Annotated in this window: 9 protein-coding genes and 1 pseudogene; 5 read left to right on the forward strand and 5 right to left on the reverse strand. The window is 71.8% G+C overall.

Annotated elements, in window-relative coordinates; genetic code table 11:
* From JCO01S_RS06690 to JCO01S_RS06710, 5 genes and pseudogenes are all read left to right on the forward strand, one after another.
* Positions 1 to 246, forward strand: a pseudogene (locus JCO01S_RS06690) (phosphoglucomutase, alpha-D-glucose phosphate-specific); the annotation flags it as partial.
* 130 nt (positions 247 to 376) lie between these two features.
* On the forward strand, positions 377 to 1,624 hold the full coding sequence (gene ilvA / locus JCO01S_RS06695) for a threonine ammonia-lyase IlvA (RefSeq protein ID WP_084342705.1): 1,248 nt from the start codon (positions 377 to 379) through the stop codon (positions 1,622 to 1,624).
* Between the two features lie 59 nt (positions 1,625 to 1,683).
* Positions 1,684 to 1,965 carry a metal-sensitive transcriptional regulator gene (locus JCO01S_RS06700; RefSeq protein WP_068252702.1) on the forward strand — a complete coding sequence of 94 codons (282 nt, stop codon included), beginning with the start codon at positions 1,684 to 1,686 and terminating at the stop codon, positions 1,963 to 1,965.
* Positions 1,966 to 2,022: 57 nt separating this feature from the next.
* Positions 2,023 to 4,104: a heavy metal translocating P-type ATPase gene (locus tag JCO01S_RS06705; protein WP_068252705.1), complete on the forward strand. Its 2,082-nt coding sequence runs from the start codon at positions 2,023 to 2,025 to the stop codon at positions 4,102 to 4,104.
* A gap of 89 nt (positions 4,105 to 4,193) precedes the next feature.
* Positions 4,194 to 7,529: an AAA family ATPase gene (locus JCO01S_RS06710; RefSeq protein ID WP_068252707.1), complete on the forward strand. Its 3,336-nt coding sequence runs from the start codon at positions 4,194 to 4,196 to the stop codon at positions 7,527 to 7,529.
* A gap of 83 nt (positions 7,530 to 7,612) precedes the next feature.
* Here the strand turns inward: JCO01S_RS06710 and JCO01S_RS06715 are convergent, their stop codons facing one another.
* The 5 genes from JCO01S_RS06715 to JCO01S_RS06735 all read right to left on the reverse strand — a co-directional run bounded on the left by JCO01S_RS06715 (position 7,613) and on the right by JCO01S_RS06735 (position 12,458).
* On the reverse strand, positions 7,613 to 8,779 hold the full coding sequence (locus JCO01S_RS06715; protein ID WP_068252710.1) for an ABC transporter permease: 1,167 nt from the start codon (positions 8,777 to 8,779) through the stop codon (positions 7,613 to 7,615).
* On the reverse strand, positions 8,776 to 9,693 hold the full coding sequence (locus tag JCO01S_RS06720; protein ID WP_068252713.1) for an ABC transporter ATP-binding protein: 918 nt from the start codon (positions 9,691 to 9,693) through the stop codon (positions 8,776 to 8,778). The genes JCO01S_RS06715 and JCO01S_RS06720 overlap by 4 nt, the downstream gene beginning before the upstream one ends.
* Positions 9,694 to 9,819: 126 nt before the next feature.
* Positions 9,820 to 10,494, reverse strand: a complete 675-nt coding sequence (locus JCO01S_RS06725; protein WP_068252716.1) for a response regulator — start codon at positions 10,492 to 10,494, stop codon at positions 9,820 to 9,822.
* Positions 10,491 to 11,792, reverse strand: a complete 1,302-nt coding sequence (locus JCO01S_RS06730; protein ID WP_068252718.1) for a sensor histidine kinase — start codon at positions 11,790 to 11,792, stop codon at positions 10,491 to 10,493. Before JCO01S_RS06730 ends, JCO01S_RS06725 begins: the two co-directional genes overlap by 4 nt.
* A 24-nt stretch (positions 11,793 to 11,816) precedes the next feature.
* The gene (locus JCO01S_RS06735; RefSeq protein WP_068252721.1) at positions 11,817 to 12,458 is read right to left on the reverse strand and encodes a VOC family protein; all 642 of its coding nucleotides are present in this window, start codon (positions 12,456 to 12,458) and stop codon (positions 11,817 to 11,819) included.
* Positions 12,459 to 12,470 lie beyond the last annotated feature (12 nt).

Raw genomic sequence — 12,470 nt, forward strand, 5'->3', positions numbered from 1 at the left:
CCGGACGCGGTCACCGCGGACACCGTGGCGGGCGAGCCGGTGACCGCCCGGCTGACCGAGGCCCCCGGCAACGGCGCGGCCATCGGCGGGCTGAAGGTGGCCACCGAGTCGGCGTGGTTCGCCGCCCGCCCCTCCGGCACCGAGGACAAGTACAAGATCTACGCCGAGTCCTTCCGCGGGCCGGAGCACCTCGCGCAGGTGCAGGCGGACGCGGCGGCGGTGGTGGACGCGGCCCTCCGCTCCTGACGAAGCGTGCACGAAAGGTCGTCCTGGTGCATCCCGCGTCGTCGCGGCGCCGGTTTCAGGCACTTCCACGACCTCGTGTGCACGGCCTCTGCCGCTGGGACGCGATGGGGTGGGGACTACCGTGGTGCCCGTGACTTCTCCCCTGACCGCGGACGCCGTGGACGCTGCCGCCGCGCGGCTCGTCGACATCCTGGACCCCACCCCGCTGCACCGCAGCGAGCGTCTCTCCGCCGCCACCGGCGCGCAGGTCTGGCTCAAGCGGGAGGACCTGCAGCCGGTCCGGTCCTACAAGGTGCGCGGCGCCTTCACCCTCATCGCCGGCCTCACCCCCGACCAGCGGGCGAAGGGGGTCGTCGCCGCCTCCGCGGGGAACCACGCGCAGGGGGTGGCATTCGCCTGCCAGCGGCTCGGCGTCGACGCCCGGATCTACCTGCCGCGCAACACTCCTCGCCAGAAGCGGGACCGGGTGGCAGCGCTCGGCGGCGGCCACGTCGAGATGGTCGTCGTCGGTGAGGTCTACGACGACGCCTCCCGAGCCGCCAAGGCCGACGCCGCCCGCAGCGGCGCCGTGGTCGTACCGGCCTTCGACGCCGTGGACACCATGGCCGGGCAGGGCACGGTGGCCCGTGAGATCGTCGACCAGCTCGGGCGGACCCCGGACGTCGTGACCGTCCCCGTCGGTGGGGGCGGCCTGCTCGGAGGCATGGCCACGTGGCTGGCCGCGCGCTCCTCGAGCACCCGCCTCGTGGGGGCCGAGCCCGAGGGGGCCGCCTCGATGGCGGCGGCGTTGGCCGCCGGCCGGCCCATCGACCTGGACGAGGTCTCCCCCTTCGTCGACGGTGTCGCGGTGCGCCGCGTCGGTGACCTGACCCACGCCGCGGTGGATGCCACCGGCACCGAGCTGATCACGGTGCCCGAAGGGGCGGTGTGCATCGAGATGCTGCAGATGTACCAGACCGACGGGATCATCGCCGAGCCCGCGGGCGCCCTGGCGAGCACCGCCCTGGCGGACCTGGCCCTCGAGCCGGACTCCACGGTCGTCGCCGTCGTCTCCGGCGGCAACAACGACGTCTCCCGGTACGGCGAGATCGTCGAACGGGCCCTGATCCACGAAGGGCGCAAGCACTACTTCCTCGTCGACTTCCCCCAGGAGCCGGGGGCGCTGCGCCGCTTCCTCGACGAGGTGCTCGGGCCGGAGGACGACATCACGTACTTCGACTACATCAAGCGCAACAACCGGGACACCGGCACTGCCATCGTCGGCCTGGAGCTCGGCGACCCCGAGGACCTGCTGCCGTTGCTGGCCCGGATGGACGCCTCCCCCCTCGCCATCGAGCGGGTGGACCCGGACAGCCCGCTCTTCCGGGTCATCACGTGACCTGAAATACCCCGCGCGGGTATCCTGTTGCACAGGACACGGAGACCCGAGGAGGAGACATGGCGGGATACAGCGGAAGCAAGGAGCAGTACCTCGCGCGGCTCAAGCGCGTCGAGGGCCAGATCCGGGGCATATCGCGGATGGTCGAGGATGACACGTACTGCATCGACATCCTCACCCAGGTCTCGGCGGCGACCAAGGCGCTGCAGGGGGTCAGCCTCGGCCTGCTCGAGGACCACGTCGGCCACTGCGTCGTCGACGCCGCCCGCGAGTCCGACGAGGCCGCTGCGGAGAAGGTCACCGAGGCCAGTGCCGCGATCGCGCGTCTCGTGCGCTCCTGAGGCCGAAACACCCTGCCACCTCCCCGAGGGGCGTGGCTCCCGGGGCCAGAATGAAGCATGGCCATCTCCACGTCCTTGCTCTCCCGAAAGTCCTCGCCCAGCCCGTCGGGCGATGGGGCCTCGGACGAGGTCGCCTCGACCGAGCAGTCGTCGACGCCGGCAGCGATGACCACCGGGACACCGCTCGTCGAACGACTGCGGACCCCTGAGCCGACCCCCACCCAGCGGGGCGACCTCGCCCGTCGCGGTCTGGTGGCGCTCGTGCTCGCCGTCGTGACGGTCGCCATCGACCAGGGCGACTGGGGCGGCGCCGCGAACCCGTGGATCCAGCTCGTCGCGGCCACGGCGGCGATCGGCTGGCCCGGCCTGCCCTTCCTGCGCGAGGCCGTCATCCGCGCCCGGCAGGGCACCCCGACCGCGGAGGTGCTCACCTGTCTGGGCATCGTGCTGGCCTGGCTGTGGTCCCTCGGGGTCGCGGCGACCGGTGCGGGCGCCGGGGGTCGGTACTACTTCGGGGCGGCTGCGGCCATCACCGCCCTGCTCATCGGCAGCCGCTGGCTGGAGGCACGGGGCCGGGACGAGGGTCGCGCCGCGACCGACGCCCTGCTCGACCTGGGTGCGCCCGACGTCGCCGTGCAGCGGATCGACTCCCGGACCCGCGCGACCACCGAGGTGCGGCTGCCCGTGGAGGAGCTGCAGGTGGGGGACCACTTCATCGTCCGGCCCGGGGAGAAGGTCGCCCTCGACGGCGTCGTCATCGACGGTGCGAGCGCGGTCGACACCTCCCTCATCACCGGCAAGGACGAGCCGGAGAGCGTGCGGACCGGCCACCGCGTGCACGCCGGCACCCTGAACACCACCGGCCGCCTCGTCGTCGAGGCACGCGCCGTCGGTGAGGACACCACCTTCGCCGCGATCCGTCGGATCGTGGAGCGCTCCCGCACCGGGTCCACGAAGCTGCAGGAGCGCATCGACCGGTACACGGCGATCCTCGTGCCCGCCGTCGCGGTGCTCGCGGTGCTCGCCTTCGTCGGGTGGTGGATCGGCAGCGGCTCGGTCGGTACGGCCCTGGGCGTCGCGATCGCGGTGCTCGTCGTCGCCAGCCCCGCCGCGCTGGCCATCGCTGCCTCGCTCGCGCTGCTCGTCGGCACCAGCCGCGGGGTGGAGCGTGGCGTGCTCGTCACCGGGCCCCAGATGCCCGAGACCGCAGCCGACATCGACACCTTCGTCCTGGACAAGACCGGCACGATCACCACCGGCGTCGCCCAGGTGACGGACCTGGCCGCCGCTCCGGGGCTGCACCCCGCCGCCGTGCTCACCGCTGCCGCCGCCGTCGAGTCCGGCAGCGAGCACCCGATCGCGCGGGCCATCATCGCCCGCGCCGAGGCGCAGCACATCAAGGTCCCCAGGACCACCGGGACCAGGGCGCTGCCCGGGCAGGGCATCTCCGCGAAGATCAAGGACATGCGCGTGACCGTCGGGCGCGCCGAGCTCTTCGATGACGTCCCGGCCGAGCTGGCCACGCTGGAGCGGGCCGGCACCACCGTCTTCGTCGGCTGGGAGGGCAAGGCCCGGGGCGCGCTCACCGTCTCCGACGAGGTCCGCGAGACCTCTGGTGACGCCATCCGCGCGCTGCGGGCCCGGGGGCTGCAGGTATGGCTGCTCTCCGGCGACAACGCCCACCACGCGAAGACCGTCGCCGAGCGCGTGGGCATCGACCCGGCGCACGTCCTCAGCGACGTGCGCCACAAGGACAAGGCCTCCGAGATCGCCCGGCTGCGGGGCGAAGGCCACGTCGTCGCAGTCCTCGGCGACGGGCTGCACGACACCGCCGGCGCCCGCGAGGGCGAGCTCGCCATGGCCCTGGGCGCGGACACGAAGCTCGGGCGCGAGCTCTCCGACGTCACCCTCGTGCACGGCGACCTCGTCTCCGCCCCCCGGGCGATGCGGGTCCTGCACGAGACCGTCGCGGTGATGCGTCAGAACCTCCTCGCACTCGCCGTGTACCACGCCCTGGCCCTGGTCCTGGTGCTCGCCGGCCTCATCGGCCCGCTCCTCGCCGGCGTCGCGATGGCCCTGGCCTCCGTGGTCGTGGTGGGCAACTCCCTTCGCCTCCGAAAGACCCTCGCCGACCTCTGAGTCCTCCCACCGGCGGATGCCCACCTCCCGGTGCGCCCGGGCCGGACGTATCCTGCCGAGGAACGTGCACCTGAGGGGAAGGGGGCCTCGTGGGCAAGATCCACGTGGGCAGGACACTGCTGTCGAACCGGGGGCTGGAGGACGCGCTCCGCCAGGCACGAGTCGGCGACGAGCTGCACATCCACGAGGGCACCTACCGGGCCGAGGCCATCATGCTCAACGGCATCCACCTCGTCGGTGTCGGCGAGCCGGACCAGATCGTGCTCGAGGCGCGGCTGGATGTCTGGGGCCACACCCGGATCACGGGGATCACGCTGCGGGCACCCCACTTCAGCAATGCCGTCTACCTCCGCTCGGAGGACGCCTACCTCGACCTGACCGGTGCATCGGTCGGCGGGGACCCGGCCCGCAAGTACCCCACGGTCTACGGCGACGGCGGCACCCTCGTCCTCTCCCGGACCACCATGAGCGCCCCGGAGGGGTCCCTCGGCGTGGCCCTCACCCAGAGCGGCTACCTGCACGCCACCGACTCACGGGTCGACGGCATCCAGCTCATCGGTGGGCGCGCGGTGCTCGCCGACGTCAGCACCACGACACTCGAGGGCGCCCAGGGTGCCCGGATCGAGGCCTACAACACGCTGACGGTCCGGCCACCCGAGGGGCACCACGCCATGGCCCTCTCCGGGGAGTCGGTGGGCACCATCTCCGCCCTCCACCTGACCGACCCGCCCGTGAGCGCGCTCTGCGAGGACAGCTTCCTGCAGATCGACTCGGTGCACGGCGACGACGGCGGGATCCGCGTCGCGGTCCGCGGCAGCTCCGTGGTCGAGTCCGAGGACGATGCCGTCACGACCTACGACCCCGACGCCCCGCCACCGCCGAAGGTCGTGACGTGGCACGTGAGCGACGCCCACGACTACCTGACCGCCGTCGCCCCGCACCTCGGCGCCGGCGACACCCTCCGTCTGGAGGAGGGCGAGTACTTCCTGCAGGACTGCGAGAACGGGGCCCTCGGCATCGCCTGCCACGTCGTCGGTGCCGGGGCGGACCGGACCGTACTGCACGGCTCGCTGTTCCTCCTCGACGGTCACGACGCATCCGTCAGCGACCTCACCGTCGACCCCCGCGAGCACAACGGGGTGGTGAACAAGGTCGACTCGACGCTCGAGCTCACCGACGTCCGGATCACCTCGGCGAGCGAGGCCTACCCGGCCGTCTACCTGGGGTCGGGGACCACGACGATGCACGGCTGCACCGTCGAGGTGCCCGCCGACTCCGGCGCCGGGGTCACCCATGTCACCGATCGCGCCCGGCTGGACGCCACCTCCTCGGACCTCGGCTGGGTCACCGCCGTGGAACGCGGATCGGTTTCACTCCGGGACTGCGGATCCCACTGGCTCTGCGCGTCGGGGGCGACCATCACGTCGCGGGGCAGCCACGTCGTCGAGGGCAACACCCGCTCCATGCGGCAGGTCGTCGCCGAGCAGTCGGCCACGATCTCCCTCGAGAGCCTCGCCACGGACTTCCCCGCCTTCGAGGCCTACGCCGAGGACAGCACCCTGAGCATCGAGCGCCTCACCGTGCCGGAGGACGGGAACGGTCAGGTCCTGGTGGCCGGCGGAGCACGGGTCCGAGTGGACGAGAGGGCCGCGATCACCATCACCGACCTCGATGCGCAGGTGCAGGCCCGGCCCACCGCGGGTACCGGGGCGACGGTCCCCGGCGAAGGGGACGTCCCGGAGGACCACCCCCTCGAGGACCCGCGCGAGGACACCCCCGGCGGGGTCGACGACCCCGGCGAGGACGCCACGGACGAGGATCCGCTCGCCCAGATCGAGGCGCTGACCGGACTGACGACGGTCAAGCAGCAGGTCCGCAAGTTCACCCGGATGGTCCGCTACAACCAGCTGCGCGAGGAGCAGGGCAAGGCCGGCAGCCCGATGGTCCTGCACAGCCTCTTCCTCGGGAACCCCGGGACCGGCAAGACCACCGTGGCCAGGCTGCTGGGCCGAGCCCTCCACCGGGCCGGCGCCATCCCCAGCGACACCTTCGTCGAGGTGACCGGCCGCGCCGACCTCGTCGGCGACACGATCGGCAGCTCCGCGAAGCTGACCACCGCGGCCCTCGAGTCCGCCCTCGGCGGGGTGCTCTTCGTCGACGAGGCGTACACGCTCTACAAGCCGCAGGCCAACGAGTTCGCCCAGGAGGCCGTCGACACGATCCTCACCTTCATGGAGAACCACCGCGACGAGATCGTGGTGCTCTTCGCCGGATACGGCGAGCAGATGCAGGACTTCATCGGCATGAACCCCGGCCTGCGCTCCCGCGTGACCAACCGCTTCGACTTCGAGGACTACACCCCGGAGGAGATCGCCGAGATCGGTTACCGGGCGCTGCTCGACGGGCAGCACACCGTCGACGAGGACCTGTACCGCGCGACCGTCGCCCGCGAGTACACGCGGGCCACCGACCGCAGCAACGGCCGCTGGGTCCGCAACTTCAACCAGGACCTCGTCGCCGTGCTCGCCGAGCGGGTCCTCTCCTCCCCCGCGGAGACCGACATCTCCCACGTCACCGCCGAGGACCTGCACACCCTGACCGGGGGCAGCAGCCGGGACAAGGACGCACGGGTCCGGGAGCTCCTCGACGAGCTCGACGCCATGGTGGGCCTGGCACCGGTCAAGGAGTGGGTGCGCCGCCTCGTCAACCAGGTGGCAGTCGACCAGCGGCGCATGCAGCTGGACAAGGGCACCTCCCGACCGACGTACCACATGGTCTTCGCCGGCAACCCCGGTACGGGCAAGACCACGGTCGCGCGGATCGTCGCCGAGCTCTTCCACAACCTCGGGATCCTCGCCACCCCGACGGTCAGCGAGGTGGGCGCCGTCGACCTCATCGGCCAGTACATCGGCCACACCGAGGCGAACACGACGAGAGCCATCGACGCCGCCCTCGGCGGGGTGCTCTTCGTCGACGAGGCCTACACCCTGACCCCGCAGGATCGCCGCAACGACTTCGGGTACAAGGCGGTCGAGACGCTCTTGCCCCGGCTGGAGAACGACCGGGACAAGTTCGTGGCCATCTTCGCCGGCTACTCCGAGGAGATGCGCCACTTCCTGAAGGCCAATCCCGGACTGCCCTCACGCATCCCGGGGTGGGTCGAGTTCCCGGACTACTCCTCCGAGGAGGTCGCCCGCATCGTGGCGGCCAGGCTCTCCGCGAGCTGGGTCTTCGACGAGGATCACCTCCTCGAGGTGGCCGCGAGTGCCTACGACGCCGCTTCCGGCCGGGGCAACGGCCGCTGGGCGCGCAACTTCGCCGAGAAGGTCGAGCGCGCCCAGGTCGAGTACATCGCCTCCCACGACGTCACCGACGAGGAGCTGGACCGGATCCCGCCCGAGGTCATCGCCGCCCTCGCCCCCTGAGTCCCGGCCCGGCCCCGCGGGCACGCACTCGGCCGGGCGCTCCCCCTGCGAGCGCCCGGCCGAGTACCTCCCGGATGGCCGGTTCACACCTCGGCCTTCCACGCCTCCTTGAGCCGCAGCTTGCCGGAGGTCTGCAGCAGCGCCCGGCGGTAGATGCGCTCGGCGAGGACGATGACCACCGCGGTCACCGCGACGAGGACGCCCAGGCCCAGCAGCGCCTCCCACCACGTCCCGTCACCGGCGGCCAGACGCATCGGCTGGATGATCGCCGAGAAGGGCGGGATCCACGCCAGCACCTCCGCGACGGTGCCTTTAGCGAGCAGCGCGGCGAAGAAGACCACCATGATCAGCATCGTCACCGGCATCGAGGTGGTCTGGATGTCCTCCTGCCGCGAGGCCAGTGCCCCGGAGACCGCGAACATCGCGGCGATCATCGTGAAGCCGGCGAGGAAGTAGAGGACGAACCAGACCAGGCTCGAGGTGAGGCCGGGCAGCATGTCACCCATGTCGGTGAAGCTCACCCCGATGATCCCGATGAGCGCGTAGAGCATCATCTGTCCCACGGCGAGCACGACCATCCCGACGAGCTTGCCGATGAGCAGCTGGCGAAGGGGGATGGACGTCGCGATGATCTCCACGATCCGCGACTGCTTCTCCTCGGTGACGCTCATCGCCAGGTAGCTGCCGAACATGATCGCCGACATGTAGAAGAGGATCGCCATGATGAAGCCGACGACCTGACCGGCAGTCTCCTCGTCCGCGTCCCCGTTGAGGCTCGCGGTGGTGACGGTCGCGCCCTGCTGCAGCGCGTCGATGCTCGTGCCGGCCTGCTGCGCATTGTCGGCCATCACCGCCTGGCTGATCTTCTCCTCCGCGAAGCCCTTGAGCTGGTCGTCGACGCCGTCCTTGCCGGTGAGCTGCCACCCGCCGTCCGTCGGGTGCAGCCACGCGTCGGCCTCTCCGTCGTCCAGGGCCGCCTCGGCGGCGTCGTCGTCGGCGACGTCCACGACATCGACGCCCACGTGGCCCCCCTTCGTCCCCGCGGTGTGCAGCACCTCACCCATCTGCTGGGACTGGCTGGTCACGGCGACGTCGAAGGTCGTGTCCTTGTTCGACTGCCAGGTCTGGAAGCCGAAGACCCCGACGAGGATGACGAGGGACAGCAGCGTCGAGCCGATGAAGGTCTTGTCCCGCAGCCGGATCGAGATCTCCCGCTGGGCGACGGTCGCCCAGGCGTTCTTGGTGTTCATGCCGTGACCTCCCGGTAGACCTCGGACAGCGCCGGGACGACCGGCGAGAGCTCGGTGACGCCACCGCGGCGCAGCCCCTCACCGAGGAGCCGCTCGAGGGTCTCGAGGCGCTCCGGCTCGGACGCCGCCGCGAGGTCGAGGACCGCGACCGGCCCGTCGACGTCGACGACGTCCAGACCGGCGACCTCCCGGACCCAGCCGGCATCGCGAGTGGCGACCAGCCGGTGGCGACGTGGTGACCCGCCCCGCAGCTCGGCGGGGGTCCCCTGCGCCCGCACCCGACCACCGGCGAGGATGACGAGGCGGTCACAGAGCCGGTCCACGAGGTCCAGCTGGTGGCTCGAGAAGAGGACCGGCACCCCACGGGCGGTCTGCTCGCGCAGCAGGTCGGCCATCGAGTCGACCGCGTCCGGGTCCAGCCCGGAGAACGGCTCGTCGAGGATGAGCGCTGCCGGGTCGGTCATCAGCGCGGCGGCGATCTGCACCCGCTGCTGGTTGCCGAGCGAGAGCTTCTCGACGGGATCGCCGGTGCGCTCGTGGAGACCGAGCCGCTCGAGCAGCTCCATGACGGCCTCGCGGGAGTGGCTGCGGCTCATCCCCTTGAGCTGGCCCAGGTAGATCAGCTGCTCGGCGATCTTCTGCTTGGGGTAGAGCCCGCGCTCCTCCGGCATGTAGCCGATGGCGCGCTGGTCGGCGGTGGTGATGGGGCGCTCCCCCCAGAGCACCCGCCCCTCGGTGATGCCGAGGACGCCCATGATCATGCGCATGGTCGTCGTCTTCCCGGCGCCGTTGCCCCCGACGAAGCCGGTCATCTGCCCGGCCGGCACGGTGAAGTCCACGCCGTCGACGGCCACGACCTCGCCGAAGCGCCGGGTCAGCCCCCCCACGGTGATGCTCTGCGGTGCGGTGTCCATGGGGACGAATCTAGGGACCGGCGCTCCTGCGCGGATCCGCCCCGGGGATGGTCTTCCGGCGAAGGGGGTCTCCCCCCGCGGGGGGAGACCCCCGCCCTCCCGTCCCCGCACGGGGGCGGGACAGGTTCAGTCGGACGCGACGATCCCGGCCTCGTGGGCGATGATCACGGCCCCGACCCGATCGCGCACCGCGAGCTTGGCGAAGATGCTCGAGACGTGGGTCTTCACCGTCGCCGCCCCGATGAAGAGCTCCGCAGCGATCTCCCGGTTGGAGCGTCCGGCACCGATGAGCCGCAGCACGTCCCGCTCGCGGTCGGTCAGCTGGGCGAGGAGCTCCTCGTGCCGGCCGCCGCCGGCCGTGTCGGCCTGCTGTGCCGGGGCGCTCATCTGCTGGATCACCCGCTTCGTGACCTCCGGGGCGAGCAGCGCATTGCCGTCCCCGACGGCGCGCAGTGCCTCGACGAGCTGCTCGGCCTGGGCGTTCTTCAACAGGAAGCCGCTCGCCCCCGCCTCCAGCGCGGCGAAGAGGTAGTCGTCCCGGTCGAAGGTGGTCAGGATGAGCACCCGCCCGAGGTCCTGCGCGACGATCTCGCGGGTCGCGGCGATCCCGTCCAGCACCGGCATCTGGACGTCCATGACGATGACGTCGGGCGCCGCGGCGCGCACCAGCTCGAGCGCCTCCTGCCCGTTGCCCGCCTCACCGACGACCTCGATGTCGTCCTCGACCGAGAGCATCATCGCGAACCCTGAGCGGATGATCGGCTGGTCGTCGACGAGCAGCACCCGCAGCACCTCGCTCATCCGCTCGCCTCCGCACGAAGGGGGATCCTCGCCCGCACCCGGTACCCGCCCATCGGCCGTGGCCCGATCTCGACGGTGCCGTCGTGGCTGGCGACCCGCTCCCGGATGCCCAGCTGGCCCATGCCCGTCCCGGAGGTGCCCTGCCGGGGACGGCCGTCGTCGGTCACCTCCACCTCGGCGCTCGCGGCGTCGACCCGCACGATGACCCGGGCGGTACGGGCGGTGGAGTGGCGGGCGACATTGGTCAGCGCCTCCTGGGCGGTGCGGTAGAGGGAGTGCCCGGCGGCGTCCGGGACGGCCCCGAGGGCACCCGGCGAGGCCTCGACCACCTCGTGCAGGACCTCCAGACCGGGCCGGCCGCCGGTGAGGGAGGCGACCTCCTCCAGCCCGGGCTGCGGGCCGTGGTCCTCACCGCCGGTGGCGCCCATGCGCAGGGTCCCGAGCAGGCCGCGCATCTGGCTGACCGCCTCGCGGCTGCCCTCCTCGATCCGGGAGAGGGCCCCCTTCGCCGCCTCGGGGTCGCGCTCCATCACCCGGCGGGCCGCCGAGGCCTGCACCCCGAGACCGGAGACGTGGTGGGCGACGACGTCGTGCAGGTCCCGGGCGATACGCAGCCGCTCCTGGACCACGGCCTGCTCCCGCAGGCGGTCGGACTGCTCGGTGATGGTCGCTGCCTGCTCCTCGAGTCGGGCTCGCTGCCGTGCTCCGAGCCAGGCGACCTGCCCCCCGATGACGCCACCACCGAAGTAGAGGATGTTGATGACGCCGACCATGAGCGGGGCGGCGACGGAGGAGGGGATCAGCGCGTCAGGGTCGGTGTCGGTGACCATGTCGCTGACGACGTTGCCGACCCCCAGGCCCCAGACGAGCCAGAAGAACATCGCCGCGAGGATCAGCGCGTAGACGGCGACGAGCGCTCGCCGGTTCCGCGCCCACGCCACCCCGGCGAAGATCAGCATGAGGTAGACGACCTGGGTCGAGAGCAGGCTCGACATCATCGGGGACCAGGTCCCGATCGCCCAGTACATGAGGCTGCCGAGCGAGGCCGTGACGAGCGGCCAGCGGCGCCGGACCAGGAGCAGCAGCCCGGGCGCGGCGGTCAGCAGCCACTGCTGCCAGACGGGGTCCTCCACCTCCGCGAGGCTCCCGATGGAGCGCATCAGCGCGAGGACGAAGAGGGAGAGCAGGACCGTGACGACGGTGAGCAGGACGTCACCGCGGGTGACGGCCGCGCCGGGTCGCACCCAGTCCTCGTCGAGGGCGAGGAAGTCCTCGAAGCGCGTGGACCAGCTGCTCATGGCTGCGCCGTGACCACGACCGGGTCAGAGGGTGACGGGCCCGTTCGGGGTGTTGAACGTGACCGACATCAGGCCGGGGGTGCCGTTGGGGGCCACGAAGTCGAAGGAGATGACCGAGGAGGTCTCCTCCGCGGTGTGCCCGCCCAACCAGTCGCGCACCCGCTCGGGGTCGCCGGCGATCTGGATCGAGGCGATCGTCACGTCCGTCTCGGCCTCCTGGGACGGGTGCGGCGAGCCCTCGCCCCACTTGACGAAGAAGGGCAGCTGCGGGTCCGCGAGGGTGCCCTTGATACCGATCTGCTTCCAGAGGAACTCCCGGCCGTCGGCGAGGCGACGGTTGCCGGGGACGGCCTGGCGGTCGAGGCGCTTCTCGACCCCCTCGAGGTCCTCGTCGACCCGGAGGACCCAGCCCATCCAGCCGCCGCCGGCCTCGGAGCGGGCCCGCACGACCTGGCCGAAGGGGGCCTTGTCGGCGCTCGGGTGGTCCAGCACCTCGACGATCTCGACGTACCGCTCGTGGGCGAGCGGCAGGATCATGTTGCGCGTGCCGAAACGTGGGTGGAGACCCCCGTCCACGGGGGTGACGCCGAGAGCCTCGCCGAGACGCTCGGCGGTGGACTGGAGCCCGCTCTGGTCCGCTGCAAAGGAGACATGGTCAACGCGCATGCAGGCATCGTG

It is taken from the genome of Janibacter corallicola NBRC 107790, assembly GCF_001570965.1.
Taxonomy (GTDB): Bacteria; Actinomycetota; Actinomycetes; order Actinomycetales; family Dermatophilaceae; genus Janibacter; species Janibacter corallicola.